This window comes from Azospirillum sp. A23 (genome assembly GCF_042938965.1).
GTDB classification, from domain to species: Bacteria; Pseudomonadota; Alphaproteobacteria; order Azospirillales; family Azospirillaceae; genus Azospirillum; species Azospirillum melinis.
In genome coordinates, this window is record NZ_CP170666.1 from 922,549 (window position 1) to 947,780 (window position 25,232).

Genomic DNA, 25,232 nt, shown 5'->3' on the forward strand with positions numbered 1-25,232 from the left:
AGGTCGTCTTTTCAGGAGGTCACAGGAGCCTCACGGCTCAGGTCTTCACGTTTCAGGTCTTTACATGCAGGTCGAACAGCCGGTCATGTTCGGCCAGCGCGTAGCGGTCGGTCATGCCGGCGATGTAGTCGGCCACATGACGGGCGCGCACCGCAAGATCGGCGTCGCCCCCATTTTTGGCGATATCGCGCTGCCATTCGGTCGGCAGGGTGTTGGGCTCGTCCATGAACAGCTGGAACAGGACGCGCACCACGCGCTTGCACTTGCTCATCTCGCGGTTCACGCGATAGTGCCGATACATGCGCTGGCGCAGGAAGGCGCGCAGGGGCCGCTGCGCCTCCAGCATCCCGTCGGAGAAGCTGACCATCGCCAGCGGCAGCGCGCGCAGCTCGGCGGCGCTGCCCGGCTTGTGCTCCGCCAGCCGCCGCCGCGTTTCCGTCACCAGATCGACAACCATGGCGTTGATCATTCGCCGGATCGTCTCGTGGATCAGGCGCGAGCGTTCCAGCCCCGGGTAGCGGTCGCAGACCTCGCGGACGAGCGGGCCGACCAGCGGCAGCTCCGCCACCTCGTCCACCGTGAACAGGCCGGCGCGCAGCCCGTCGTCGATGTCGTGGTTGTTGTAGGCGATGTCGTCGGCCAGCGCCGCCACCTGGGCCTCGGCACCCGGATTGGTGTGCAGTTCCAGATCCCACTCGCCCTGGAAGGCGGCGATGGTGGTCGGCAGGCGATGGCCGGGACGCAGCGGCAGCAGCGGGCCGTTGTGCTTGACCACGCCCTCCAGTGCTTCCCAGGTCAGGTTCAGCCCGTCGAACTCGGCATAGCGCCGCTCCAGCCGCGTCAGGATGCGCAGAGTCTGGTCGTTGTGGGCAAAGCCGCCGAACGGCTCCATGCAGGCGTTCAGCGCCTCTTCCCCGGCATGGCCGAAGGGGGTGTGGCCGAGGTCGTGGGCCAGCGCCACCGCCTCCGCCAGATCCTCGTTCAGCCCCAGCGTGCGGCTGATCGAGCGGGCGATCTGAGCCACCTCCAGGCTGTGGGTCAGCCGGGTGCGGTAATAGTCGCCCTCGTGATAGACGAAGACCTGCGTCTTGTGCTTCAGCCGGCGGAAGGCCCCGGAATGCACGATGCGGTCGCGGTCGCGCTGGAAGCACGAGCGCGTCGGGCTTTCCGGCTCCGCCACCAGCCGCCCGCGCGTGTCCGCCGGGTTGCAGCCATAGGGAGCCAGCCGATCGTGGGAACAGTCCGCCGTCATGGGGCGGACACTACCGGCGGGGAAACGCAGGTGCAACGGCGAAGGCGTGCTATGCCCAGGCGTTGGGCCAGCCGGCGGCGGAGCGTGCCAGATGCGCAACGCTTTGGCGCAAACGTGCCCACGCTTTGACGAAGGCACCGATCCCCCTTACATTTGTGGCAACTCCCGCACCGCACCAGAGGGGCCTTCCATGCCCGACACCGCACTCCCCACCAAAACCCGCGTCCTCGGCGTCAGCGAAAGCGCCGCCAAGCGCGTCGCCTTCCTGATCGAGCAGGAGGGCAATCCCAACCTGATGCTGCGCCTGACCGTGTCCGGCGGCGGCTGCTCCGGCTTCCAGTACGGCTTCACCTTCGACGAGACCGCGACCGACGAGGATCATGTCTTCGAGAAGGACGGCACGAAAGTGGTCACCGACGACGCCTCGCTCGACCTGCTGGCCGGCGCGACGCTGGATTATGTCGAGGACCTGATGGGCGCCGCCTTCCAGATCAAGAATCCGAACGCCACCGCGTCCTGCGGCTGCGGCAACTCGTTCGCGGTCTGAGGCCGCCGTCCGACCTCAGAAGACAAAAATAAAGAAGGCAGGCCTTTTTCGTGAAGATCGCCACCTGGAACGTCAACTCGGCGAAGGCCCGCCTTCCGCTGATCACCGACTGGCTGCGCACGGCGTCCCCGGACGTCGTGCTCTTCCAGGAAATCAAATGCGAGACCGCCGCCTTCCCGACTGCGGCCTTCGAGGAGCTCGGCTATCACGTCAATGCCGTCGGGCAGAAGGCCTACAACGGCGTCGCCTTGCTGTCGAAGGCCCCGGCGGAAGACGTGCTGACCCGCCTGCCGGGCGAGCCGGAGGACGAGCAGGCCCGCTATGTCGAGGCCACCGTGTCCGGCGTGCGCATCGCCTCGCTCTACCTGCCCAACGGCAACCCGGTGCCGGGCGAGAAGTTCGCCTACAAGCTGCGCTGGATGGACCGGCTGTACGACCACGCCCGGACTCTGCTGGCGCAGGAAATCCCGGTGGTGCTGGGCGGCGACTACAACATCATTCCCGAGGCGCGCGACGTCTTCTCGCCGCAGGCCTTCGCCGGTGATGCGCTGTTCCGGCCGGAGTCCAAAGCCAAGTTCCGCGCCCTGCTGAACCTCGGCCTGACCGAGGCCTACCGCGCCCTGCATGACGACGACCGCGCTTATACCTTCTGGGATTATCAGGCCGGCAGCTGGCCGCGCGACAACGGCCTGCGCATCGACCATTTCCTGCTCTCGCCGCAGGCCGCCGACCGTCTGGCCGGCTGCACCATCGACCGCGGCCCGCGCGGGTTGGAAAAGGCCTCCGACCACACTCCAGTGATCCTGGAACTGCGCGACGCCTGAGCGGCGCAGATGCGCCGGCTGTGGAAAGTCCGTGATGAAAGCATTTCGTTAAAAGTTTCGCTTCTACGATGACCGTGTCGCCCGGCCGAAAGCCGGCTTGACGCGGTCATCGGGGAGTGCGGAGCGGGCATGGCGTGGGGGCGCGACAACGGCCGGGAACGGGTGAAGTCTCTGCTGGCGGCATTGGAGCGTCAGGCGACCGAAGCCTCCCAGCTTGCCGACCGCGCCCAGCGCGACATGGGCGAAGACCGCTTCGCCTCTTTCCTCGACTTCCGCCGCAAGGTGGAGGAGATCCGCGCCCTGTTTACCCTGACCGAGGAGCATCTCCAGGGCGTGAACGAATCGCGCCTGACAGACCTGCGCGCCGAGTTCGAGCGGATGGATCTTCTGCTGGCCCGCATGCTGGCCCGCACGATGCGCAATTACTTCTCCAGCATGCGCGAGGATCAGGTTCTGCCGATTGGTGCCCGCGAGCTGTTCGAGCCCGAACTGCGCAGCATCGACCAGATCCGCACCCGCCTGCTGAGCCCCCGCTATGCCGACCGCGTGGCGCCGGAGATTCTGGACGATCTGGACGCCACGGCCGAGCTGATCCGCAAGACGATAGCCCGCGCGCCTGCCCTGCCCGACTTCTCCGACAGCCCCAGCCCGCCGAAACCGACCCGCCGCCTGCGCACGCTGGGCCGCCCGATCCGAAATTAAGGGGCAAATAGCAGCACCTTGCGCGCGACACTTGACCCACTGCGACGCATTCGCTACTTCCGTGGGCTGCGCGGGATGGGTGGCCGAGTGGTTTAAGGCAGCGGTCTTGAAAACCGCCGTAGGTGTGAGCCTACCGTGGGTTCGAATCCCACCCCATCCGCCATGCAATTGAGCTAGGACGTTGATTTATTTGATAAATCAGTCTTCACTCTTTCTCCTCCCCCACATTTGGTTTCCTCTGGGTACGATCTCCAAAGAACTATTACGGCTGATGCGGGTCTTCTGGCGAAGACAAACGCACGCCTGCGAACCATCAATATCACAGCCACTAGGCAACCACTTCAAAGCGATTATCGCGGTGTTTCTGCCGTAGACACCTTGAGGTCAGGCAATCCTGGGAGATGCGTCGGCAATCCGCAGGAGTGCCGTGGTGGGCTTCGATTCGACTGCACATCCGCTGCCAAACCGCAGCGGCATCGCCGCACGTCGACCGCACTTCAGCACCCCGGCGGCCGAGCAGATCAGCGGCACCATACCGGGGGCGATGCTGGCTTCGGCCAGTTGGCGGACGGCTGACGTATAGAATCGTCGCCAGCCACAACGGGAATGCCGTGCCGGCTTACGACGTAAGCATCCGGTGAGTGCCGCTGTCAGGCCACTTTCGTCTGCTCGCGGATTGCCTTCCAGTTCCAGGGCAGCAGTTCGTGCAGGCGGGTTTGGGGGATGTCGTTGATGCGGGCCAGCACGTTGGCGAGCCACACCTGCGGGTCAACGTCGTTGAGCTTGGCCGTGGTGATCAGGCCATACATGATCGCCGCCCGCTGCCCGCCGCGATCGGAGCCGCAGAACAGCCACGCTTTCCGGCCCAAAGCGATCCCACGCAGGCCGCGTTCGGCGGCGTTGTTCGTCAGGCATAGCCTGCCGTCGCCGAGGAACCGAGTGAAGCCGTCCCATCGGGTCAACATGTAGTCCATCGCCTTGGCCACGGGGGCATGGCGGGAGAGCCGGGCGCGCTCCGTCCGCATCCAATCCTCCAGCGCGGCTACCAGGGCGACGCCGTGCTCCTGGCGGGCCGCCAGCCGCTCGGCCGCCGGCTTGCCGTTCAGGGCGCGCTCGAGATCAAAGATGGCGTCGATGCGCTTCACGGCTTCCAGTGCCAGCGGTGAGAGCGGCGGGGCGTCCTTGCCGCGCCTGGTGTTCGCGGCGATGTCGGCCAGCTTGAAGAAGCCCCGCCGGGCATGCGCCCAGCACAGCACGTCGCGGATCGGCCCCGGCTTGCGGTCGGGTTCGTACAGCCGGTTGTAGCCGGCGAACGCATCGGCCTGCAGCCAGCCCGTGAAGCCGGCCAGGTGCCGTTCGGGATGCTCGCCCTTGCGATCTCGCGAATAGTGGAACAGTGCTGCCGGTGGGGCTTGGCCGGCAAACGGCCGGTCATCACGCACATACACCCACAGCCGCCCGGTGTCGGTCTTGCCCTTGGCCAGCACCGGCACCGGCGTGTCGTCTCCATGCAGGCGATCCGCCGCCATCACATGCGCGGCGATCAGGTCGTGCAGCGGCTTCAGCACCGCGGCGGCGGTGCCCACCTGGTCGGCCAGGGTGGACAGGCTGAGCGGCACACCCTCCCGCGCGAAGCGTTCGGCCTGCCGGTTCAACGGCTGATGCTGGCCGAACTTCTCGAACAGGAGGGTGGCCAGCAGGTGGGGGCCGGCCCAGCCCCGCGGGGTGGTGTGGAAAGGCGCCGGCGGCTGGCTGATCGTCTCGCAGGCCCGGCAGGAGAACCGCTCGCGCACCGTCTGGATCACCTTCCATTGGCGCGGGATCACCTCCAGCGTCTCGGTGATCGTCTCGCCCAGCTTGCACAGCTTGTCCGAGCCGCAGCACGGGCAGCTCACCGGAGCCGCCACAACGACGCGCTCGCGCGGCAGGTGGTCGGGAAAGGGCTGGCGCGACGGCCGCTTGCGGGTGAAGGCCGCCACCGCGGTGGTTTTGGCAGCGGCCTGCTCGGCCGCCAACTCGTCCTCGCTGGCCGTTGCTTCCAGCTCTTCGAGCTGGAACTCCAACTGATCCAGCAGGCGCGCCTTACGCTCGGAGCGCGTGCCATAGAGTTCGCGCCGGAGTTTCTCGATTTCCAGCTTCAGGCCGGCGATCAGCGCCTCGGTATTCGACGCTATCGCCTTGGCCCGCGCCGCTTCGGCTTCGGCCGCGTCCGCCCGCGCCTCGGCCTGCGCCAAGGCGGCGCGCAGGCTGGCAATGTCGTCGGGCAAGGCGTCCATAGGGCCGGATTATACCCTGAAACCCGTATCAATCCTTGCTCTTCCTGCCGGATGACGGCGGGCTGATTCACTGTGCCGCAGCCTATCCGGCCGAGCGTGGCCTCCAGGTTTGCTGGGGATTGCGCCAGTCGATTGCGTCGAGCAGATACGCGAGCTGAGACGCGGAAATGGCCACGGCTCCGTCAGCCGGACTGGGCCAAATAAAGCGGCCTCGCTCAAGCCTCTTCGCGTACAGCGACATGCCGAGCCCATCGTGCCACAGGCACTTCACCATGTCGCCGCGACGCCCACGGAAGACGTATAGATCGCCGGCATGAGGGTCCCGGCCAAGCCCTTCCTGGACCTTCAGCGCCAGCGAGTTCATTCCACAACGCATGTCGGTGACCCCGCCGGCCAGCCAGACCCGCACGCCTGACGGCACCGGGATCATGCTGACCGTCCCGACAACGCGGCGATCACCGTTCCGACCAGAGCCGGATCGGCCGGGCCGGTGATCCGCAGGCGGGCCGCAGCGAACTCAACCTCGATGATGCCGTCGGGCGGAGTGCAGGAGGCTGGGGTCGGTTCCGGCGCGTCCTCCAGCGACGGCTCATCGGTGGCGACGGTGATCGGCATGAAGGCCGGCAGCCGGGGTTGCGGACCGAAGAACTGGCGGCGCCAGCGGTACAGCAGGCTGACGTCCACGCCTTGGCGTCGGGCAACCTCAGTCGCTTTGACGCCGGGCTGGAACGCTTCTTCGACCAGCCGCAGCTTCTCCTCATCAGTGAACTGCCGCCGCTTCTCCAGACCCGTAATCACCTCGACGCGTTGGATAGTCATAGGGACTGCCATAGGGATAGCCATAGGGACAGGCCCCATGATTCAGCTTCCCCGCTCGGTCACAAGGCGGCGCTCGGCGGAGGGGTACCTTACGACACGGCGAAGATCACCATTATTCCCAAGACTCAGCGGAATACATGATGAGGCCGTATGCTGCTGTTTGTTGCGAGTCTCATGCGGGAACCCCTCTCGGAATATGCAACGGCATTAAAGAGTATGCGGAAGCTTAGCAGGGTGCGGAAAAAGGCTATGCCCGTCCTGCGGGCCGTGATTCTCTCCGTTCGAAGAGAATGCGGCCGACGAGGGGACGATGCGGGGATCGGACGAACACAGCGAGGGTCTGTTCAGCTATGTGAGCTGCGAGGCCCGTGTTCCTGCGAGGCATCCTCTACGAGCGATCCGGGCCATCGTGGATGAAGCGCTGGAGGTGATGTCGCCGGCGTTCGAGGGGCTGTACTCGACGACCGGTCGACCGTCGATCCCGCCGGAGAAGCTGCTGCGGGCACTGCTGCTCCAGGCCTTCTACTCGGTGCGCTCGGAACGCCAGCTGATGGAACAGCTCGACTACAACCTGCTGTTCCGCTGGTTCGTCGGCTTGTCGATGGACGCCCCGGTGTGGGACGTCACTGTGTTCACCAAGAACCGTGAGCGCCTGCTGGCCGGCGATGTGGCGGGCAAGTTCCTGGCCACCGTGCTGGGTCAACCCCGGGTCAAGGCGCTGCTGTCTGACGAGCACTTCTCGGTGGATGGGACGCTGATCGAAGCCTGGGCGTCGGTGAAGAGCTTCCGGCCCAAGGATGGCAGCGGCGAGCCGCCGGGGCCGGGACGCAACGGCGACCGCGACTTCCATGGTGAGAAGCGGTCCAACGAAACCCATGCCTCGACCAGCGATCCCGAGGCGCGGCTGTACCGCAAGGGCAACGGGCCGCCGGCGAAGCTGGCCTTCATGGGCCACGCCCTGATGGAGAACCGGAACGCCCTGGTGGTGGATGTCCGGCTGACGGCAGCCACCGGCTTGGCCGAACGCGAGGCGGCGGTTTCCATGGTCGAGGCGATCCCCGGCCGTCACCGCATCACGGTGGGGGCCGACAAGGCTTACGACACCAAGGATTTCGTGGCGAACATGCGCGAGTTGGGTGCCGCTGCGCACGTCGCGCAGAACACGAGCAAGCGCCGCTCGGCGATCGACGGCCGGACCACGCGCCACCCTGGCTATGCCGTATCCTTGCGCATCCGCAAACGGATTGAGGAGCTGTTCGGCTGGATCAAGGGAGCTGGCTTGCGCAAAACGCGTCATCGCGGCACGGCCCGTGTCGGTTGGATGTTCACCCTGACCGCTACCGCCTACAACCTGATCCGGCTGCCCAAGCTGCTGGCGGCGGCATAATCACGCCCGAAGTCCGCCTCAACGGCGGCTCCGGGCGTCTCGGAGCGCGAAAAAGCGCTCCATTCTGACAAAAGCGGTCGTCGGAAACGCCATTCTCAAGCCTCAGAAGAGGCAAAAAACCGGAATATGTTCGTTTTTCCGCGTCCTGTTAGGCCCCAAACTTTTAATGTGTTGCATAATAGCAACAGAACTCTCAGGTCCACAGCAGAATTGCACCAATGACGGAAATTCGACCGTTTCCTGATGACGCTTTAAAGTGGCGTTGGCAATATGGCTTCAACGCAACGAACAGTCATGGCGCCATGCCTGCAACCTGCATTCCCGAGAAATTGGCTGGTCTTATCGGTATGGCCTCAGAGATGCAGGCCGCGATCCTGATATACGAACGAGATGTTATCGTGTTCGCCAATTCAAGTGGGCGGGAAATATATGCATGCCAGGATTGGTCAAAACCTGTTCTGTTTGATAATTGCTTCCGTCGAGCGGTGGAGCTCGGTCGTATACAAGATGAAATAATATTATCAGATCCTGAGTCACACCTCGTTTATGCAAAGATGGCCAGAGCCAGAGAGGCAAGCTTTCAATTTCGCCGTTACTACGATGGGATTTTGTATGATCGCCATCACATCGGCCTGGACAGTGAATGGAATGCTCAAATATGGCTACCTGTTCGGCCGTCACTTGATGGCGCAGCAGACCAGAGAGCCATACCCGGGAACCTACTGGAGCAGATCGAGCGAGGCCGTGCGGCTGCCGTTATGGCGGCTATGCTCGAACGCATGGGTATTGCCGTATCGCTCGTAGGCTCGAATTCGAAAATTATCGAAAATTCCTCACTGATGGTGCGATGTCTTAGATCTGGCTCCGTGCTCGCAAGGGCGCCAGGTAACAGGCTGATATGCCCACACCCTTCTGATGACGAGCGCCTTCAGCAAGCGATAACAGCCGTCGCGTCGGGCCGGAAAAGTGAAGCGCTTGTGAAGTTGCCAGACGCACAGCTCGTCGCTGTTATGCCTGCGAATAACGGCGCGGCCATGGTGGTTCTGCAGAGTGTCGCTCCCACTGAGCCATTGCAGGAAATCCTCATTTCTACGTTCGGCCTCAGCCGACCGCAGGCAGAGGTCGTTGTGCGCATAGCGGCCGGCGAAACGGCCGAGCAAATCGCCATCGCCCTAGACCGAAAAATTCGAACTGTTCGGCAGCAAATCGAAACATCTCGGGCCAAGATTGCTGCGGGGCGTCAGCAGGACATCGCCCGCATCGTTACGCGGGCGGCAACACTATTCGGTGGCATTCCGCCATTGAATTCATAGAGGAAGCAATATGGCGAACCTTGAATATGTGAAGAACTACGATTTCTCGCACGTGATTGCTCACATGATGCGTGATGGCCTTTCGAAGGAAGAGGCGGCGCAGTCGGCCGATCATCTCCGGGCCTTCATGGTTCTGAATGCCATGCAGCTCGACTCGCCCACCTGTCTGGTGGCCTGGGAAGGTATGGAGCCGGCGTGGCACGCCTTCATCCTCGATACCCGCGCCTATGCATCGTTCTGCCAGCGGGCTTTCGGGCGCATGCTTCACCATTGGCCGGATGCCTATGGCACCGACGAGTTCCGCGCCGGCTGGTCGAAGACTGTCGAACTGGCCGCCAAGCATTTCGGAATCTTCCTGGATCGTGACCCGGAAGCACGTGAAACCGGCCGCGGCAAGCAGTGGAACATGGCTGCCCTTTGCAGCCGCCCTGTAGAAGAAGGCGAAGATCCCGAGTTTCCCATCATCCGGCAGGTAGCCTAATCGCGCCAGAAAGGCGCCCGCTTGGTGACACAAGCGGGCGCCCTTGGACAGATCGGTTACCCGATCCAGACGATCACCCGTAGCCGTAGGAAGCAACGATGATCAACCATAAGCATACTGCCGTACTGGGCAGGTGCAAGGGCGAGCACACGCCTGATGCACATTTGCCGTTTATCGATCATTTGTCCGTGGACCAGCTTCGCCGGCGGGCAGCGCATGATCGTGCTGATGCACTCGAAATGGTCGGCCACGCATCGGCCGATACCGTCTCCATGCTGTTGGATGATGCCGAACGATGTGAGGCGCGGGCAACGATGCTGGAGCAAGGATGTGGCGACACCATCGGTGCCGGCCTGGGCGAACTGACCGTAGAAACGGCCATCAGCCGCTTGACGCAGGCGGCGCGTGGTCGCGTGATCGGCTATCAGCCCGGCCGCCCAGCTTCGCGAATCACTGCCATCCAGGCGGACATTCGACGCCATGCAGACCATCGCACAGCCTTTGCCTTCGTGGCCCACTGCGCCGATTCGACCCGGTGCCACCTTCAGTCCGCTCCCCAACCGACCCTGGAAGCTGCCTATGTTGCCGCCGTCCAGTCTTTAGCGTCCTTGGCTGTCAGGTGATGGCGATGTCTTACATGGAATCTGCGACGCCGCGGGCCATCCAGGTTGGCGCGACGCTGACGGATGAAGGCGGCGCTTATCATTCCCGAGGGCGGGAAATCATGGCGCGCTTGGGCAAACTGACGGCCCGGGAGGTTGACGTGCTGGCGCTTCTGGTTGCTGGCAAGCGTTCCAAGACCATCGCCTCCGATCTCGGCATCAGCTTCAAGACGGTGGAGTGCCATCGAGCGCGCGTCATGGAGAAGCTGGGATGCGCCGGTCTCTTCGAGCTTGGCCGCGCCTGGGAGGCCGCAGTGCTGAGCAATCGACAGAAGATGGCGACACGATAGCGTCCGGTCGCGACACCGCAGACTGGAACATGCCCGGCTGGCACGTATAGCTGTCCGCCGTCAGTTTTGGTGGCCTGCGTCGGCGCGACACCACAGAGCCTGGAAAAATCCATGACAATTGACCGCAGGAAGTTTCCTTTCGCGACTCTGCATGAAGACACATCGATTTCAGACCCTCCGCTACCCGGCGAGCAGTCACCTGCGCTGACCTATGCCTTGAGTATGATGGATACATATGTTTCGGAGCAGTTCGGCGCGATGGCTGCCGAGACCGCCGTGCCATCCTCCCGTGTCACACAGCTGCTGCAAACGGCTGCCATTGGCGTTGAGGGCAGACGGCGAGACGCGATCAAGCGGCTCTCACAACTCACATCCCGAGAAGCTGATGTCCTGGGCGGGCTGGCTGACGGAAAAAATACTAAGTCGATAGCTTTCGACATGAATATCAGTCCAAAGACTGTAGAGATTCACAGGTCTCGGATCATGAAGAAGCTTGATTGCGACAGCCTGTTTGAACTCGGTCGAATCTGGGAAGCCGCACTCTCTGCCAACGATATCCGTACGGCTTTTTGATTTTTTGAGCAAATGATGCTCTAGCCGGTTAGCCAGGATCCGCATTCCTCCACCAGTGTAGCCTGCCGGCAGCGCCCCTACGTTGGCTGAAATGCCGGTGCGCCTCGGGCGATCTCGTCCAGCGACGTCCGCACCTCGGCAAGCGGCGCCCCGGGCTCGCTGATCGTGCCATCCGACCCCCGCATCACCTCGGTACGCCGACGGAGCCCACCCCCCATTCCCACCCACGACAGCCCGCCCCCGCCTTGCTACAGTCCCTGTTCCTCGGACCTGTCCCGAACGGCTTGATCCGCAAGACAGACACAGACCAGAGACAAGGCACATGGACAAAGGCACGCCGAAGGCCATCCGGCTTCAGGACTATCGCCCGCCGGCGCATCTGATCGACACGGTCGACCTGTTCGTCGACCTGGGCGAGGATGTCACCACCGTCCGCGCGGTGCTCGCGATCCGCCGCAATCCCGACCGGCCGGAGGCGGCGACGGAGCCGCTGTCGCTCGACGGGCAGAGGCTGGATCTGGTGTCGGTGGCGCTGGACGGCCGCATTCTGGGGCCGGACGACTACACCGTCACCCCCGATCACCTGATCGTGCCTGAGGTGCCGGCCAGTGGCACGCTGGAAACCATCGTCCGCATCAAGCCGCAGGAGAACACCGCGCTGGAAGGGCTCTACAAGTCCTCCGGCAACTTCTGCACCCAGTGCGAAGCGGAAGGCTTCCGCAAGATCACCTATTTCGCCGACCGGCCGGACGTGATGGCGCGCTACAGCACCACCATCACCGCGGACAAGGCGCGCTACCCGGTGCTGCTGTCCAATGGCAATCTCGCCGCTTCCGGCGATCTGGAGGGTGGCCGCCACTGGGCGCGCTGGGAGGATCCCTTCCCCAAGCCCTGCTACCTGTTCGCGCTGGTCGCCGGCAGTCTCGTCCATGGCGAGGACCATTTCCGCACCGCGTCGGGCCGCGATGTGACGCTGCGCATCTATGTCGAGCCGGGGAACGAGGACAAGATCGACCACGCCATGCGCTCGCTGGTCAAGTCGATGCGCTGGGATGAGGAGGTCTATGGGCTGGAATACGACCTCGACATCTTCAACATCGTCGCGGTCGGCGACTTCAACATGGGGGCGATGGAAAACAAGTCGCTCAATGTCTTCAACACCAAATACATCCTGGCCAAGCCGGAAACCGCGACCGACACCGACTTCCTCAACATCGAGGCGGTGGTCGCGCACGAGTATTTCCACAACTGGACCGGCAACCGCGTCACCTGCCGCGACTGGTTTCAGCTGTCGCTGAAGGAAGGGCTGACCGTCTTCCGCGACCAGGAATTCTCGTCCGACATGCATTCCCGCGCGGTGAAGCGCATCGCCGACGTCCAGGGGCTGCGCACCGTGCAGTTCCAGGAGGATGCCGGCGCCATGGCCCATCCGGTGCGCCCGGACAGCTATGTCGAGATCAACAACTTCTACACGCCCACCGTCTACAACAAGGGTGCGGAAGTCATCCGCATGATCCACACCCTGCTGGGGCCGGAAAAGTACCGCAAGGGCACCGACCTCTACTTCCAGCGCCATGACGGGCAGGCGGTCACCTGCGACGATTTCGTCGCCGCCATGGCCGATGCCAGCGGCGTCGACCTGACCCAGTTCCAGCTGTGGTACCGCCAGTCCGGCACGCCCGAACTCGACATCGCCGGCAGCCATGATCCGGCGGCGAAGACCTTCACCCTGACTGTGAAACAGACGGTGCCGCCGACGCCGGGCCAGCCGACCAAGCAGCCGATGCACATCCCGCTGGTCGTCGGGCTGCTCGGCCCCGACGGCCAGGACCTGCCGCTGCGCCTGGAGGGCGAGGAGGCCGCCGCCGGCACCAGCCACATCCTGCACGTCACGGCGGAAAGCCAGAGCTTCACCTTCCGCGACATCCCGGCCCGGCCGGTGCCGTCACTGCTGCGCGGCTTCTCCGCCCCGGTGAAGCTGAAGACCGACCTGACCGACGCCGACCTCACCTTCCTGATGGCGCACGACAGCGACGCCTTCAACCGGTGGGAAGCCGGGCAGATCCTCGGCACCCGCATCCTGCTCGGCCGCGTCGCCGACCGGCAGGCCGGACGCGAGCTGGTTCTGCCGGAGGGCTATGCCGACGCCTTCGCCAAGATCCTGGACGATGCGGAGCGCGATCCCGCCTTCGCCGCCCAGGCGCTGGTGCTGCCGACGGAGGCCTATCTCGGCACCCAGATGCCGGTGGTCGATCCCGACGCCATCCATGCGGTGCGGGAGTTCGCGCGCAAGACGATGGCCGGCCGCCTGCGGGCGCGCTTCCTCGACCTCTACCGCCGCAACAGCAGCCAGGAACCCTTCTCCGTCGACGCCGACGCCATCGGCAAGCGGGCGCTGAAGAACCTCTGCCTCGCCTATCTGATGGCGCTGGAGGACGACGAGGCGCTCGACCTCTGCCTGACGCAGTACCGCACCGCCCAGGGCATGACCGACGAGATCGCGGCGTTGCAGTTCCTGTCCAACGCCGCCTCGCCGGAGGGGGAGACGGCGCTGGCCGACTTCTACGCCCGCTGGAAGGGCGAGGCGCTGGTGGTCGACAAGTGGTTCGGCGTGCAGGCGATGTCCAACCGCGCCGACACGCTGGCCCGCGTCACCGCCCTGCTCGGCCATCCGGCCTTCGAGATCCGGAACCCGAACAAGGTCTATGCGCTGATCGGCGGCTTCGCCAACGGCAACCCGGTCCGCTTCCATGACGCGAGCGGTGCCGGCTACCGTTTCCTCGCCGATCAGGTGCTGCGCCTGGACCCGATGAACCCGCAGGTTGCGGCTCGTCTGATGGGTCCCTTCTCCCGTCTGCGGCGCTATGACGCGGCCCGCCAGGGGCTGATGAAGGCCGAACTGCAGCGGATCGTCGCCACGTCGGGCCTGTCGCCGGACGTTTACGAGGTCGCGAGCAAGAGCCTGGCCGCCGCCGGCTGAGACTCGGGACCAAAGGACTATTCCCAAACGCAGGGGCTCAAAAGCAAAGGGCCGGTGGCATCGCCACCGGCCCTTTCGCCGTCCGCAGCGTCCCCCGGCCGCCGGACTGGGGGACAACGGCCTTACTTCTGCTCAGACAGGAAGGCGATCAGGTCGGCGCGCTTGGCGTCGTCCTTCAGGCCGGCAAAGGCCATCGTGCCGCCCGGGACGATTTCCTTCGGCGCCTTGATGTAGGCGTCCAGGTTTTCCGCGGTCCAGACCAGACCGCCGGCGCCCTTTTCCTTCATCGGGGCGGAATACTTGAAGCCCTCGATCGAGGCGGCCGGACGGCCGACGACGCCGAACAGCGACGGGCCGACCTTGTTCTTGCCCTGCTCGGCGGTGTGGCAGGCCATGCAGACCTTGAAGACATCCTTGCCGGCGGCGGCATCGGCCGCCTGGGCGGCACCGGCACCCATCACGACCGCGGCGATGGCGGCAACGCCCATCAACAGCTTCTTCATTCTTCGGCTTCCCTTCCGATGGATCCACCGGCCGACGGCGCCGACCGGAATCGCGCGGCAGCATACACATTCCGAAAGGGTGTCAAACCCCTTTGATGCAGCCGTACGACCAATGAACAATCTGCCACGTCAACTCATCCAAGCAAGCGATGCGAGCAGGACCACAACCACAAGAAGTGCAGCCCACGGCACGTAGAAATTGCCGCCGCCAACACCCGTGCCGCGCCCGACCGGCAGCGGCAGCGGGATTTCCGGCGGCACCTCCGCCATGCGGGCGGCGGGCTTCGGCGTGGCGGAGGCCGGTGCGGGATCGGAATAGACCGCCGGACGGACAGCCGGCTGGGGCGCCGCTTCTGTCGGAGCCGTTTCGGCGGGGACAGCCTCGGCCGGGGCGGGGCCGACGATCTGGGTAAAGCGGGCGAAGAACTCCTCCGCCATCTTGCGGGCGGTGGCGTCGACCAGCCGCGAGCCGATCTGCGCCAGCTTGCCGCCGACCTGGGCCTTGGCGGTGTAGCTGAGCAGCGTGGCGCCGTCCTCCTCGGCCAGCGTCACCGTGGCGCCGCCCTTGCCGAAGCCGGCGGCACCGCCGGAGCCTTCGCCGGTGATGGTGTAGCCGTTGGGCGGGTCGAGGTCCGACAGGGTGACCTTGCCGGCGAATTTGGCGCTGACCGGGCCGACCTTGGCGACGACCTTGGCCGTCATCTCGGTGTCGGACTGCCGGACCACCTCCTCGCAGCCGGGAATGCACTGGCGCAGGATGTCCGGATCGTTCAGCGCCGCCCAAACCGCGTCGCGGCTGGCCTCGATCCGGTGGCTTCCGCTCATGTCCATGGTTCGTGGTTCCTCCAACCCTGTTGGCAACCCTGATGCGGCCCTTTGCGGCCGTCTGTTCCCCGGCTTGCGGCCGGGGTTACGGTCGAGGATATGGCATAACCGGGCACCGCGACAGCCCCGGCCGCCTCATCTCAAAGTCTTACTTGCCGGCATCCTCAGCCGCGCGGCGCCATGCAGTTGCTGACGATCGGCGTGCAGGACGACAGCGAGGCGCCGGCCGGGTAGCTGACCTGCTCCACCGTGCCGCGCGGGCCGATCACCACCGTCGCCTCGCATCCCGGAGCCGTACCGCCGCCAACAGGCACCCCGAAGCCGAGGCCAAGCCCGACGCCGCCGCTGCCGCCGAAGCTGCCGGCCCCGATGCCGATGCTGCTGCCGGGGCTGTAGGCCACCGCCGGATGGGCGACATAGGTGTAGTATTCGCGCCCCGACGCCGTCGCCTGCCGGTCCGGCACGCCGGCGCAGGCCAGCAGGTCGGCCTTGGGCATGCCGACCATGGCGGTCTGGGCGCGGCGCGCGATCTCCGGGTCGGGACCGGTGGCGCAGCCGGCAAGGAGGACGGCCGTGCCGACGAGAAGGATCATCGCAACGCCCACGGTCCTTGCCATACCCTTGTCTCGGCCCATCTCTCTTCCTCCACCAGAATATCGTGTCATCGCCGGGTTCTTCTCAACCGGTTGATACAGTGCTGAAACCCCGCCGCTGCCCGTCCGTTCCCGAAGGATGCCGGGCGATGCGGACTTACGGCCCGGAAGTGACGGGCGGGTCCGGATTTGCTAGGAGTTCCGTCCCCAGCCCATACCAGCATATCGGGACCGCCGACGCCATGGCCGAGCTTACGCCCCCCTCCCCCTCCTCATCGACCGCCGCCGCTACGGTGTATCTCGCGCTCGGCGGCAATATGGGCGACCGCGCCGCCAACCTCGCCGAGGCGATCCGGCGGCTGGGCGGGGCGGTGCGGATCGACGCGCAGTCCGCCCTCTATGAGACCGCGCCGATGTATGTGACGGACCAGCCGGCCTTCCTGAACATGGCGGTGCGCGGCACCACCGAGCTGGAGCCGTCGGCCTTGCTGCGCGTCCTGAAGGAGATCGAGGCCTCGCTGGGCCGCGACCTGGGCGGCCTGCGCTTCGGCCCGCGGCCCATCGACGTCGACATCCTGCTCTACGCCGACCGGGTGGTAGCGGAGCCGGATCTGGAGATCCCCCATCCCCGCATGGCGGAGCGCGCCTTCGTTCTCTGCCCGCTGGCGGACATCGCCGCCGGCATCGTCCACCCGCTGCTGAACCGGCGGATCGGCGAACTGTGCGACGAGGTGCCCGGTCGCGAAACCGTCGTCCGCATCGCCGAAGCGCTGTAGCCGGGCGGCCCAAGCGCGGTGGCATGCGGCCTCCGCACCGCTTATAGTGCCGGCCTGAATGCAACGCCGGCGCCCGCTCGCCGGCCGGGAGAGTGTGTTGTCGGACGATAGCGTGAAACGGACCATGCTGGTCCAGCCGGGCGGTGCGCCGCTCACCTACACCATCCTGGTGCGCGGCTTCGCCGCCGCGGTGGCGCTCGCCGGCCGCACCGACCGGCCGGAGGTCAGTTTCGACCTGACGTTGACCGTCACCCATCCCGGCCCGGGCTTTCCCGACGACATCGCCGCGGTGATGTCTTACGAGGATATTGTTGAAGACTTGCGTCGTCTTTGTGGCGAATCCAATGTACCCGGTGCCGATTATTTGGCGGACTGCGCCGCGGATTTGTGCCTGTCCCATGCCAAGGTGCGGCGGGTGCAGGTCGATGTGGCCATTCCTGCGGCCGACTCGGGCGGCCCGACCGCCGGCGCCAGCCTGACGCGGGCACGGCCGGGGCAGAGTTGAGCGGCCGATCCCCCGGCCGCGCGCCCTAATACTGGAATACACAAAGATATAGCTGACGTTGACAAAAGGACGGGTGACAATACCACTCCGTCTGAGTTATGGTCGCCATATTGTATTTCAGACCCACAATCCGGACCGAAGGGGGTATATCCCCAGAGGCAATCCGGACACCGAAAGCCGAGACGAGCGCGCAGCAGGGATTAGGCCAATCGCCATTGCCGGCTTCGTCCGTCCGCCGATCCCCCTTCAGGGACGGCAACGGCACCCGGAGGCCGGACACTAAGGGAGGGACGCATGGACCGAAACACGACGCCGACCCTTTCCGAACTGCTCGAAGATCCGATCGTGATCGCCGTTATGGTGCGCGATGGGATCAGCCCCGACAGTGTCCAGCAGCTTTTCGAGCGCCTCCGCCGGAGCCGTCGAGTACAGGAAGAGCGGCTCGCCGCCTGACCTGCGGGAATCCTGACCCCTGCGGGCATCCTGACCTGGGCGTGACGGACGCCCTGAGATAGATGCGTCACGGACGCCCCTGCATAGGCGCCGGATAAGGCCCGGTCAGGCAAATCGGCTGGAAGCCACGACAGCGAAACGCCGCCCTCCCCTGGGAGAGCGGCGTTTCGCATTTCCCGGGACAGGCGCTTCACCCCTCCAGAACCGCGCGCACAACCTCCATCACCTCGGCCGGGGTGAAGGGCTTGCGCAGGGTGCGGTGCGCGCCCAGCGCCTCCGCCACCGGCAGCACGTCCAGCGACGCACGGGCGCCGCCGCCGGAAATCGCGATGATCTTCAGCGACGGCGCACCGCGCCGCAGCTCCATGATCGTCGCCAGCCCTTCCTGATTCGGCATGAAGATGTCGGTGATGACGAGGTCGAGCGGGCTGTCGGGGGGACGGTTGCGGAACCGCTCCATCCCCTCCACCCCGTCGCTGGCACCGACCGCCTCATGGCCGGCCATCGTCAGCGTGCGCAGCAGAACCGCACGCGCAACGTCGTCGTCATCGATGATCAGAACATTCGCCACCACACCGCTCCCGTCATTCGGCCGGATGGGGCGCACCGTGGCCCTGCCCGCCACTATGCCCACCGCCATGTCCACTGGCCGCCTGCTCCGCCTCGCCGGTGTCATCCGGCATCGGCTTCTTGCGGGCAAGATAGCTGTAAACGGTCGGCACGACGAACAGGGTCAGCAGCGTGCCGAGCGTCATGCCGCCGACGATGACGGCGCCGATGGCCTGCCGGCTTTCGGCACCGGCCCCCTTGGCATAGGCCAGCGGCACCGCCCCCAGCACCATGGCGCCGGTGGTCATCAGGATCGGGCGCAGGCGCAGCACGGCCGCCTCCTCCACCGCCTTGCGGATGTCGGTCCCGGCGCGCTGGAGCTGGTTGGCGAACTCCACGATCAGGATGCCGTGCTTGGTGATCAGCCCGACCAGGGTCACGAGGCCGATCTGGCTGTAGACGTTCATCGTCCCGCCGCTCATCTGCAAGGCCGCCAGCGCGCCGGTCATCGACAGCGGCACCGTCAGCATGATGACGAACGGATCGACGAAGCTCTCGAACTGTGCGGCCAGCACCAGATAGATGAAGGCCAGCGCCAGGATGAAGACGAAGTAGAGCCCGGTGGCCGATTCGCGGAACTCGCGGCTCTGCCCGGCATAGTCGGTCTGGGCGGTTGCCGGCAGCACCTTGTTCGCCGCCGCCTGCATCACCGCCAACGCCTCGCCCAGCGAGGTCCCCGGTGCCAGCGTCGCGGTGATGGTGGCGGAGCGCAGCTTGTTGAAGTGGTTCAGCTCCTTCGGCGCCACCCGCTCCTCGACCTTCACCAGATTGGCGAGCGAGATCATCTGACCCGCTCCACCGGTCGCGCTGGTGCCGCCGCGCACATAGATGCCGGCGATGTCGCCCGGGTTGCGGCGGTCGACGTTGGCGACCTGCACGATCACGTCGTACTGCTTGCCGTCCTTCTTGAAGCGCGTCACCTGCCGGCCGCCCAGCAGGGTTTCCAGCGTGCGGCCGACGGTGTCGACATCCACCCCCAGGTCGGCCGCCTTGTCGCGGTCCAGCGACACCCGGAGTTCGGGCTTGTTCAGCTTCAGATCGGTGTCGAGATTGGTCAGGCCGGGGAAGTTGCGCGCCTCCGCCATCATGGCGTTGACCATCGCCTGCAACTCCTCGAAGGGCAGCGAGGTCTGGATGACGAAATTGACCGGCTTGTCGATCGGGCTCTGGCCCAGCGACGGCGGGTTGGTGACGAAGCCGAGGATGCCGGGGATGCCGAACATCTTGGGGAACAGCTGGGCGGTGATCGCCTGCTGCTTCACCTCGCGTTCGTCCCAGTCGATCAGGCGGACGAAGGCGATGCCCTGGTTGACCACCGGGAAGCCGACGACGACGAAGAACTTCTCCAGCACCGGGATCTGGCGGAACAGCGCCTCCATCCGCTGGGCATAGCCCATGGTGTAGTCGAGCGTGGAGCCTTCCGGCGCGATGGCGATGCCGACGATGGTGCCGCGGTCCTCGACCGGCGACAGCTCCGACTTCAGGCCGGTGAACAGAAAATAGCTGGCGGCGGCGACGCCCAGCCCGATCAGCAGCACCAGCGGCCGTGCCCGCAGCGACAGGCGCAGCAGCCGGCGGTAGCCGTTGGTCATCCCCTCCAGGAAGCGTTCGATGGCGCGGTAGAGCAGCCCGTGCTTGGTCTCGTGCTTCAACAGCTTGGAGCACATCATCGGCGACAGGGTCAGCGCGACGAAGCCGGACACGATCACCGCGCCGGCCAGCGTCAGGGCGAACTCGGTGAACAGCCGCCCAGTGCGCCCGGTCATGAAGCCGATAGGGGCGTACACCGCCGCCAGCGTGATGGTCATGGCGATGACGGCGAAGCCGATCTCGCGCGACCCCTTCAGCGCCGCCTGGAAGGGGTTCATCCCCTCCTCCACGTAGCGGAAGATGTTCTCCAGCATGACGATGGCGTCGTCGACGACGAGGCCGATGGCCAGCACCATCGACAGCAGGGTCAGCGTGTTGATGGAGAAGCCCAGCGCGTACATCAGGGCGAAGCCGCCGATCAGCGACACCGGGATGGTCACCAGCGGCACCAGCGTCGCCCGCAGCGAGCGCAGGAAGAAGAAGATGACCAGAACGACCAGGATGATCGCTTCGAAGATGGTGTGGAACACCGCGTCGATCGACTTGGCGATGAAGACGGAGCTGTCGTACCCGACATCCACCCCCATGCCGTCCGGCACCGCCGCGCGGATCTTGGGCAGCGCGTCGTTGACCGCCTTCGACACGTCCAGCGGATTGGCGGTGGACTGCTTCACCACGCCGATGGCGACGGCGCCGCGGCCGTTGAAACGGGCGCTGACCCGCTCGTCCAGGGCCCCCAGCTCTGCCCGGCCGACATCGCGCAGACGGACCAGATATCCGGCATCGTCGCGCAGGATGATGGCTTCGAACTCCGCCGGGCTGCGCAGGTCGGTTTCCGACACCACGGTGAACTCGCGCGCCACGCTTTCGACGCGGCCGGCCGGGATTTCCACATTCTGCCGGCGCAACGCGTTCTCGACATCCTGCGGCGTCACCCGGTAGGCGGCCATCCGCTGCGGGTCGAGCCACAGCCGCATGGCGAAGCGGCGCTCGCCGAAGATGCGCACCTGCGCCACGCCGGGCAGGTTCTGCAACCGGTCCTTGACGTAGCGGTCGGCGAAATCCGTCACCTCCAGCGGCGAATGCCGGTCGGAGGAGAAGGCGAGATAGATGATCGGCTGGGCGTCGGCCTCCACCTTGGCGATCACCGGCTCGTCGATCTCGCTGGGAAGCTGGGCGCGGACACGGCCCACCCGGTCGCGCACGTCGCTGGCGGCGACATCGACGTTGCGATCCAGCCGGAAACGCAGGGTGATCTGCGACTTCTCCGCCCGGCTGATCGAGGACATCACGTCGATGCCCTCGATGCCGGCGAGGCTGTCCTCCAGCGTCTGGGTGACCTGGCTTTCGATGATCTGGGCCGAGGCGCCCTTGTAGGTCGTCTCCACCGTGACGACCGGCTCGTCGATCTTGGGATATTCGCGGACCGACAGGCGCTGGTACGACACGATGCCGATCAGCATCAAAGCGAGGCTCATCACCGTCGCCAGGACGGGACGGCGGATCGAAATGTCGGACAGGACCATGGATTTAACTCCCGGCCGGCTTGGCCGGCAGCACCGTCACCGGCACGCCGTCGCGGATCTTCAGCTGGCCGGCGGTGACCACCATGTCGCCGGGAGCGAGGCCCTTGGCGATCTCCACCTCCGCATTGCGGCGTTCGCCCAGCACGACGCGGGTCTGGACCACCTTGCCGTCCACCACCTTGAAGACGAACTGGTCCTTGCCGAAGGCGACGATGGCCTGTTCGGGGATCAGCACGGCGTCGGGCACCGTGGTCAGCGTCAGCGACACGCGGGCGAACAGGCCGGGACGCAGCGAGCCGTCGGGATTCGGCACGCGGGCGCGGATCGCCAGGGCGCGGCCGTTCACATCGACCAGCGGATCGATGGCGTACACCGTGCCATCGAAGCTGCGCCCGCCGAAAGCGTCCACCGCCACCCTCACAGTCTGGCCGACCTTCACCGCCGGCAGGAACATCTCCGGCACGCGGAAGTCCAGCTTCAGCGTGTCGATGTCCTCCAGATTGACGATGTCCTTGCCGGCCTGGACGAAATCGCCGACCGACGCCTTGCGCAGGCCGAGAACCCCGTCGAAGGGGGCGGCGATCACCTGCTTGTCGAGCTGCGCCCTGGCCAGCTGCACCGCCGCCTCGTCGGCCAGCAGCTTGGCCGAGGCCTGCTCCCGGTTGCGCAGGGGGCCGGTGTTCTGGCGGACCAGCTGGTCGGCTCGCGACAGCTCGGCGCGGGAGAAGGCGATGCTCGCCTGCGCCTGGGCCAGGGTGGCGCGGGCGATGGCGTCGTCCAGCCGGACCAGCACCGTGCCCTTGGTGACGCGCTGCCCCTCCTTGAAGGCGATCTCGCTGATGCGGCCGGCGATCTCGGGCCGGACGATCACCGATTCGTTGGACAGCAGCGAGCCGACGGCGGTCACCGTCCGCTCGACCGTGCCGACACGGACCTGGGCGGCCTCCACCGGCATCGGCGGGGCGCCCCCCGGCGGCTTGGAGGCCCCGGCGGCGCCACCGGAGGCGCCGCCCTGGGCCGGCGCGCCGCCGGAAATGGCACCGTTCACCATCGCCGTCAAACCGGCAACGGTCCCGCCCTGCTTCACGAAATACCAGTAGGCCCCGCCGGCGAGTGCCGCCAGGACGAGGAGTACAGCGATGCGAAGCGTGTGGCGCATGGGGCCGGGATCCGGGCGGGTTTCGCTTTGCCGCAGTGCAACCGACGGGGGCACCGGGCAAACTGAACTATATCGTTCAGTTCACATCCGGAGTCGAGAAGGTTCAGCGATCCGAACCGTCCCTATGCACCGCATCTTTATGACCGCCTATCTCCTCGGTCTTTGCGGTTTCGAGCTTTCCCGCCCGCATCGGCACCGTCCGGCCGCCGCACAGCGTCACCCACAGGTCGGCCGGATCGCCGGCCATGACCGGAGCATCAGCGTCCATTCGCCGCACCTCGCCACTGTCGAGGTCGAGCCCCGGTGCGCAGCAGGGCGACTCGCCGGCCGGCACCAGGGCGCGGACCCGGCCGTTCTCGATCCGGATATCGCGCAACCCGTCGTGAACGCGCGCGTTCTTCAGCCAGAATTTTCCATTGGCAGGGATGCGGGCGAGGCAGCAGGTCGGGGCATTCATGGGAGTTTACCCGTGTCCGGTCCGGCGATGTGCGACGCAACAAAGCTGACACAGAATGGTAAAGCAAAGCCAGCGGGAGCTTGGCGACTCAGGTCTTTACCCCCACTCCAGCACCAGGAATTCCTGGAAATTGGCGCAGTGGCCGGCCTTGAACGCAGCCTCATAGGCGGCGTTGCGGGCGCGCTTGGCGGCGATGGCCTGGGTGAAGCGCCGGCGAAGCCCGTCGTCCCGGATGCCCAGCCCGTCGCCGTCCAGCCGGTCCAGCACATGGCGGTAGCAGCGCTCCGCCCGCCCGCCGCTGTCGGCGGAGAAGGTGATGGAGCCGGCGCGCTGCCGGTATTCATAGAAGGGCGTCGCCACCAGCGGCACCGGCCCGGTGGCGTCGAGAAGCCGGACGTTGAAGACCACGTCGTCGCAGAAATCCACGTCGTCGTCCCAGCCCGGCACCAGATCGCGCCGCACCACCGGGAACATCGGCACGGAGGTCGCCAGGAAGCCGTCGCCATCCAGCAGGGCCGGCGCCTGCCCGTCCTCATACAGGTGCTGCAACGGCGAATCGTCCTCGTCGCGGACCACGGCGACATTGTCGAAGGCGGCGCCGTTGCCGAGCGCCAGCGGCGCCAGCGCGGACAGCCGGCCGGGACGGAAACGGTCGTCGGCATCGAGCGGTGCCACCAGCTCCAGCCGCGCCGCCGCCAGCCCGGCGTTGCGCGCCACGGGCGCCCCGGCGCCCACACGGCCGGTGCCGGTGAAGACCAGCCGCGGATCGTCGATCCCGGCGGCCCGCAGCGTCGGACGGTAATCGGTGCTGTCGTCGCTGACGATCACCGCCTCCCATGCCGTCCAGTCCTGCTCCAGCAGGCTTCGCACCGCGCGGGCTATGGTGTCGTGGGCGCGGTGGGCCGCGATGATGACGGAAACGCCTCCCGACATGCCCCCGGAGACACCCCCGGAGACTCTTGCCGATCCGCCCAAGGAGGCACCCTGCCCCGGTCCAGTCCCGCCCATGGCACCGCACTCCAGACCTGTCCGCCGGGGGAGTTTGGCGTCGCCATGCAACCGGCGTCAATGCCCCGGGGCGGATTTAGAACCTCCCCTTACCGGCGGCGTTGCCGCATGGTAGGAAGGGTCGTCGTACCTGCGATGCCGGAGGGCAGCCTCATGTTCGAGGGATGGCACGGTGGAACATCGCCGGGAAACTGTTGCACGGCGTTCCAAACGTCCCATCCGGCCGCAGCCCGACCCATCGATTTTGGCCCGGCGGACGTTGAACATGAAGCCCGGACGGGCTATGTGGTGAAGCAGGCAAGGCGCATGCGGCAGCGGGACAGCAGTCGGGGCATTCCTCCGGCGGCGAATCCCGGTCCCGATACCCCGCTTCCGATACCAGGGAGAAGAACATCAATGGCGCAGGTCGGATACACCCGGTTCGACGATGAACCCGAAAAGGAACCGGACGAGAAGTCGAAGGAAAGCGCCCAGCCGCAGTTCGCCGCCGTGCAGCAGAGCCTGTTCAAGGCGCGCACGGTCCTGATCTTCGGTCAGATCGACATGAAGCTGGCGCAGGTCGTGTCGGCCCAGCTGCTGGCGCTCGCGCATGAGAGCGACGACGACATCACCGTCGTGGTCAACTCGCCGGGCGGCCATGTCGAGGCGGGCGACACCATCCACGACATGATCCGCTTCATCAAGCCGCGGGTGAAGATGCTGGGCACAGGCTGGGTCGCCAGCGCCGGCTGCCACATCTATCTGGCGGCGAAGAAGGAAGACCGCTTCTGCCTGCCCAACACCCGCTTCCTGATCCACCAGCCGCTGGGCGGAACGGGCGGCCGGGCGACGGACATCGCCATCGAGGCGAAGGAAATCATCCGCATGCGCGAGCGTCTGAACAAGATCATCGCGCGTGAGACCGGGCAGACGTTCGAAAAGGTCGCCAAGGATACGGACCGCAACTATTGGATGATGGCCGACGAGGCCAAGGAATACGGCATCGTCAGCCACGTCATCGACACGATGGACGAGCTGAAGTAAAAGTTCCGTCTCAGCCGGAAGAAACCGGGCCTTTCTCCCAATGGGAGGAAGGCCCTTTTTCTTTTGGAAAATGGGAAACTTATCGGTCGGCGGCGGCGT

The 25,232-nt window shown here is 65.8% G+C and carries 26 protein-coding genes and 1 tRNA gene; 15 read left to right on the forward strand and 12 right to left on the reverse strand.

All coding sequences use genetic code 11. The annotated features are described in order from the left end of the window. Positions 1-52 precede the first annotated feature (52 nt). Positions 53-1,252 carry a deoxyguanosinetriphosphate triphosphohydrolase gene (locus ABNQ40_RS13040; protein WP_109049778.1) on the reverse strand — a complete coding sequence of 400 codons (1,200 nt, stop codon included), beginning with the start codon at positions 1,250-1,252 and terminating at the stop codon, positions 53-55. Between the two features lie 190 nt (positions 1,253-1,442). Between ABNQ40_RS13040 and erpA the strand changes: the two genes are divergently transcribed. From erpA to ABNQ40_RS13060, 4 genes are all read left to right on the forward strand, one after another. Further along, complete coding sequence (gene erpA, locus ABNQ40_RS13045; RefSeq protein ID WP_109049779.1) at positions 1,443-1,799, forward strand: iron-sulfur cluster insertion protein ErpA; 357 nt, start codon at positions 1,443-1,445, stop codon at positions 1,797-1,799. A 50-nt stretch (positions 1,800-1,849) separates the two neighbouring features. After that, positions 1,850-2,623, forward strand: a complete 774-nt coding sequence (gene xth, locus ABNQ40_RS13050; RefSeq protein WP_109049780.1) for an exodeoxyribonuclease III — start codon at positions 1,850-1,852, stop codon at positions 2,621-2,623. A gap of 129 nt (positions 2,624-2,752) precedes the next feature. After that, the gene (locus ABNQ40_RS13055; protein WP_109049781.1) at positions 2,753-3,325 is read left to right on the forward strand and encodes a hypothetical protein; all 573 of its coding nucleotides are present in this window, start codon (positions 2,753-2,755) and stop codon (positions 3,323-3,325) included. Positions 3,326-3,398: 73 nt separating this feature from the next. Beyond that, positions 3,399-3,488, forward strand: a tRNA-Ser gene (locus ABNQ40_RS13060). Positions 3,489-3,975: 487 nt separating this feature from the next. Here ABNQ40_RS13060 and tnpC read toward each other — a convergent pair. From tnpC to tnpA, 3 genes are all read right to left on the reverse strand, one after another. Then, positions 3,976-5,601, reverse strand: coding sequence for an IS66 family transposase (gene tnpC / locus ABNQ40_RS13065; RefSeq protein ID WP_109047195.1), 1,626 nt, complete (start codon positions 5,599-5,601; stop codon positions 3,976-3,978). An 82-nt stretch (positions 5,602-5,683) separates the two neighbouring features. Beyond that, the gene (gene tnpB, locus ABNQ40_RS13070; protein ID WP_109047194.1) at positions 5,684-6,031 is read right to left on the reverse strand and encodes an IS66 family insertion sequence element accessory protein TnpB; all 348 of its coding nucleotides are present in this window, start codon (positions 6,029-6,031) and stop codon (positions 5,684-5,686) included. Then, positions 6,028-6,420: an IS66-like element accessory protein TnpA gene (tnpA, locus tag ABNQ40_RS13075; protein ID WP_158285515.1), complete on the reverse strand. Its 393-nt coding sequence runs from the start codon at positions 6,418-6,420 to the stop codon at positions 6,028-6,030. The genes tnpB and tnpA overlap by 4 nt, the downstream gene beginning before the upstream one ends. A gap of 310 nt (positions 6,421-6,730) precedes the next feature. Here tnpA and ABNQ40_RS13080 point away from each other — a divergent pair, with 310 nt between their 5' ends. The 7 genes from ABNQ40_RS13080 to pepN all read left to right on the forward strand — a co-directional run bounded on the left by ABNQ40_RS13080 (position 6,731) and on the right by pepN (position 14,106). Continuing rightward, a complete protein-coding gene (locus ABNQ40_RS13080; protein WP_391346804.1) occupies positions 6,731-7,807 on the forward strand; it encodes an IS5 family transposase in 1,077 nt (358 codons plus the stop codon). A gap of 218 nt (positions 7,808-8,025) precedes the next feature. Then, the gene (locus tag ABNQ40_RS13085) at positions 8,026-9,120 is read left to right on the forward strand and encodes a helix-turn-helix transcriptional regulator (protein WP_146255404.1); all 1,095 of its coding nucleotides are present in this window, start codon (positions 8,026-8,028) and stop codon (positions 9,118-9,120) included. A 10-nt stretch (positions 9,121-9,130) separates the two neighbouring features. Continuing rightward, positions 9,131-9,601: a hypothetical protein gene (locus ABNQ40_RS13090; protein WP_109048176.1), complete on the forward strand. Its 471-nt coding sequence runs from the start codon at positions 9,131-9,133 to the stop codon at positions 9,599-9,601. A 98-nt stretch (positions 9,602-9,699) separates the two neighbouring features. Beyond that, positions 9,700-10,224, forward strand: coding sequence for a hypothetical protein (locus ABNQ40_RS13095; RefSeq protein ID WP_247879585.1), 525 nt, complete (start codon positions 9,700-9,702; stop codon positions 10,222-10,224). Between the two features lie 14 nt (positions 10,225-10,238). Next, positions 10,239-10,553 carry a response regulator transcription factor gene (locus tag ABNQ40_RS13100; protein ID WP_282187165.1) on the forward strand — a complete coding sequence of 105 codons (315 nt, stop codon included), beginning with the start codon at positions 10,239-10,241 and terminating at the stop codon, positions 10,551-10,553. Between the two features lie 111 nt (positions 10,554-10,664). Beyond that, complete coding sequence (locus ABNQ40_RS13105) at positions 10,665-11,126, forward strand: response regulator transcription factor (protein WP_109048173.1); 462 nt, start codon at positions 10,665-10,667, stop codon at positions 11,124-11,126. Between the two features lie 322 nt (positions 11,127-11,448). Continuing rightward, complete coding sequence (gene pepN / locus ABNQ40_RS13110) at positions 11,449-14,106, forward strand: aminopeptidase N (protein WP_109048172.1); 2,658 nt, start codon at positions 11,449-11,451, stop codon at positions 14,104-14,106. Positions 14,107-14,228: 122 nt separating this feature from the next. Here the strand turns inward: pepN and ABNQ40_RS13115 are convergent, their stop codons facing one another. The 3 genes from ABNQ40_RS13115 to ABNQ40_RS13125 form a co-directional block, all read right to left on the reverse strand. Further along, positions 14,229-14,609 (reverse strand): cytochrome c family protein, encoded by a 381-nt coding sequence (locus tag ABNQ40_RS13115; RefSeq protein ID WP_109048171.1) that lies wholly within the window; start codon positions 14,607-14,609, stop codon positions 14,229-14,231. A 129-nt stretch (positions 14,610-14,738) separates the two neighbouring features. Beyond that, a complete protein-coding gene (locus ABNQ40_RS13120) occupies positions 14,739-15,440 on the reverse strand; it encodes a carbon monoxide dehydrogenase subunit G (RefSeq protein ID WP_109048170.1) in 702 nt (233 codons plus the stop codon). Positions 15,441-15,598: 158 nt separating this feature from the next. Continuing rightward, positions 15,599-16,051 carry a hypothetical protein gene (locus ABNQ40_RS13125; protein WP_109048169.1) on the reverse strand — a complete coding sequence of 151 codons (453 nt, stop codon included), beginning with the start codon at positions 16,049-16,051 and terminating at the stop codon, positions 15,599-15,601. A gap of 218 nt (positions 16,052-16,269) precedes the next feature. On the opposite strand from ABNQ40_RS13125, the gene folK reads away from it, so the two are divergent. The 3 genes from folK (at position 16,270) to ABNQ40_RS13140 (ending at position 17,761) form a co-directional block, all read left to right on the forward strand. Continuing rightward, positions 16,270-16,803 (forward strand): 2-amino-4-hydroxy-6-hydroxymethyldihydropteridine diphosphokinase, encoded by a 534-nt coding sequence (gene folK, locus ABNQ40_RS13130; protein ID WP_109048168.1) that lies wholly within the window; start codon positions 16,270-16,272, stop codon positions 16,801-16,803. 124 nt (positions 16,804-16,927) lie between these two features. Then, positions 16,928-17,308 carry a hypothetical protein gene (locus tag ABNQ40_RS13135; protein ID WP_109048167.1) on the forward strand — a complete coding sequence of 127 codons (381 nt, stop codon included), beginning with the start codon at positions 16,928-16,930 and terminating at the stop codon, positions 17,306-17,308. Positions 17,309-17,602: 294 nt separating this feature from the next. Beyond that, positions 17,603-17,761 (forward strand): hypothetical protein, encoded by a 159-nt coding sequence (locus ABNQ40_RS13140; protein ID WP_167421726.1) that lies wholly within the window; start codon positions 17,603-17,605, stop codon positions 17,759-17,761. Positions 17,762-17,951: 190 nt separating this feature from the next. Here the strand turns inward: ABNQ40_RS13140 and ABNQ40_RS13145 are convergent, their stop codons facing one another. The 5 genes from ABNQ40_RS13145 to ABNQ40_RS13165 all read right to left on the reverse strand — a co-directional run bounded on the left by ABNQ40_RS13145 (position 17,952) and on the right by ABNQ40_RS13165 (position 24,035). Then, positions 17,952-18,332 carry a response regulator gene (locus tag ABNQ40_RS13145; RefSeq protein WP_109490736.1) on the reverse strand — a complete coding sequence of 127 codons (381 nt, stop codon included), beginning with the start codon at positions 18,330-18,332 and terminating at the stop codon, positions 17,952-17,954. A gap of 13 nt (positions 18,333-18,345) precedes the next feature. Then, positions 18,346-21,486: an efflux RND transporter permease subunit gene (locus tag ABNQ40_RS13150; protein WP_109048166.1), complete on the reverse strand. Its 3,141-nt coding sequence runs from the start codon at positions 21,484-21,486 to the stop codon at positions 18,346-18,348. A gap of 4 nt (positions 21,487-21,490) precedes the next feature. Next, positions 21,491-22,645, reverse strand: a complete 1,155-nt coding sequence (locus tag ABNQ40_RS13155; protein WP_109048165.1) for an efflux RND transporter periplasmic adaptor subunit — start codon at positions 22,643-22,645, stop codon at positions 21,491-21,493. Between the two features lie 103 nt (positions 22,646-22,748). Then, positions 22,749-23,102, reverse strand: coding sequence for a hypothetical protein (locus ABNQ40_RS13160; RefSeq protein WP_109048164.1), 354 nt, complete (start codon positions 23,100-23,102; stop codon positions 22,749-22,751). A 96-nt stretch (positions 23,103-23,198) separates the two neighbouring features. Continuing rightward, a complete protein-coding gene (locus ABNQ40_RS13165) occupies positions 23,199-24,035 on the reverse strand; it encodes a glycosyltransferase family 2 protein (RefSeq protein WP_109048163.1) in 837 nt (278 codons plus the stop codon). 471 nt (positions 24,036-24,506) lie between these two features. On the opposite strand from ABNQ40_RS13165, the gene ABNQ40_RS13170 reads away from it, so the two are divergent. Beyond that, entirely contained in the window at positions 24,507-25,133 is a 627-nt protein-coding gene (locus ABNQ40_RS13170; RefSeq protein ID WP_109048162.1) for an ATP-dependent Clp protease proteolytic subunit, read from the forward strand. Positions 25,134-25,232 lie beyond the last annotated feature (99 nt).

Excerpts from the sequence above, each read along its gene's own strand:
- ABNQ40_RS13140 (WP_167421726.1), top strand. The coding sequence starts at position 17,603 with ATGGACCGAAACACGACGCCGACCCTTTCCGAACTGCTCGAAGATCCG.
- ABNQ40_RS13090 (WP_109048176.1), top strand. The coding sequence starts at position 9,131 with ATGGCGAACCTTGAATATGTGAAGAACTACGATTTCTCGCACGTGATT.
- ABNQ40_RS13040 (WP_109049778.1), bottom strand. The coding sequence starts at position 1,252 with ATGACGGCGGACTGTTCCCACGATCGGCTGGCTCCCTATGGCTGCAAC.
- ABNQ40_RS13160 (WP_109048164.1), bottom strand. The coding sequence starts at position 23,102 with ATGAATGCCCCGACCTGCTGCCTCGCCCGCATCCCTGCCAATGGAAAA.
- tnpC (WP_109047195.1), bottom strand. The coding sequence starts at position 5,601 with ATGGACGCCTTGCCCGACGACATTGCCAGCCTGCGCGCCGCCTTGGCG.
- ABNQ40_RS13135 (WP_109048167.1), top strand. The coding sequence starts at position 16,928 with ATGCTGGTCCAGCCGGGCGGTGCGCCGCTCACCTACACCATCCTGGTG.
- pepN (WP_109048172.1), top strand. The coding sequence starts at position 11,449 with ATGGACAAAGGCACGCCGAAGGCCATCCGGCTTCAGGACTATCGCCCG.
- ABNQ40_RS13155 (WP_109048165.1), bottom strand. The coding sequence starts at position 22,645 with ATGCGCCACACGCTTCGCATCGCTGTACTCCTCGTCCTGGCGGCACTC.
- ABNQ40_RS13170 (WP_109048162.1), top strand. The coding sequence starts at position 24,507 with ATGGCGCAGGTCGGATACACCCGGTTCGACGATGAACCCGAAAAGGAA.
- tnpB (WP_109047194.1), bottom strand. The coding sequence starts at position 6,031 with ATGATCCCGGTGCCGTCAGGCGTGCGGGTCTGGCTGGCCGGCGGGGTC.
- ABNQ40_RS13115 (WP_109048171.1), bottom strand. The coding sequence starts at position 14,609 with ATGAAGAAGCTGTTGATGGGCGTTGCCGCCATCGCCGCGGTCGTGATG.
- folK (WP_109048168.1), top strand. The coding sequence starts at position 16,270 with ATGGCCGAGCTTACGCCCCCCTCCCCCTCCTCATCGACCGCCGCCGCT.
- ABNQ40_RS13100 (WP_282187165.1), top strand. The coding sequence starts at position 10,239 with ATGGAATCTGCGACGCCGCGGGCCATCCAGGTTGGCGCGACGCTGACG.
- ABNQ40_RS13125 (WP_109048169.1), bottom strand. The coding sequence starts at position 16,051 with ATGGCAAGGACCGTGGGCGTTGCGATGATCCTTCTCGTCGGCACGGCC.
- erpA (WP_109049779.1), top strand. The coding sequence starts at position 1,443 with ATGCCCGACACCGCACTCCCCACCAAAACCCGCGTCCTCGGCGTCAGC.
- ABNQ40_RS13095 (WP_247879585.1), top strand. The coding sequence starts at position 9,700 with ATGATCAACCATAAGCATACTGCCGTACTGGGCAGGTGCAAGGGCGAG.
- ABNQ40_RS13105 (WP_109048173.1), top strand. The coding sequence starts at position 10,665 with ATGACAATTGACCGCAGGAAGTTTCCTTTCGCGACTCTGCATGAAGAC.
- ABNQ40_RS13055 (WP_109049781.1), top strand. The coding sequence starts at position 2,753 with ATGGCGTGGGGGCGCGACAACGGCCGGGAACGGGTGAAGTCTCTGCTG.
- ABNQ40_RS13120 (WP_109048170.1), bottom strand. The coding sequence starts at position 15,440 with ATGGACATGAGCGGAAGCCACCGGATCGAGGCCAGCCGCGACGCGGTT.
- ABNQ40_RS13150 (WP_109048166.1), bottom strand. The coding sequence starts at position 21,486 with ATGGTCCTGTCCGACATTTCGATCCGCCGTCCCGTCCTGGCGACGGTG.
- ABNQ40_RS13165 (WP_109048163.1), bottom strand. The coding sequence starts at position 24,035 with ATGTCGGGAGGCGTTTCCGTCATCATCGCGGCCCACCGCGCCCACGAC.
- ABNQ40_RS13085 (WP_146255404.1), top strand. The coding sequence starts at position 8,026 with ATGACGGAAATTCGACCGTTTCCTGATGACGCTTTAAAGTGGCGTTGG.
- ABNQ40_RS13080 (WP_391346804.1), top strand. The coding sequence starts at position 6,731 with ATGCGGGGATCGGACGAACACAGCGAGGGTCTGTTCAGCTATGTGAGC.
- tnpA (WP_158285515.1), bottom strand. The coding sequence starts at position 6,420 with ATGACTATCCAACGCGTCGAGGTGATTACGGGTCTGGAGAAGCGGCGG.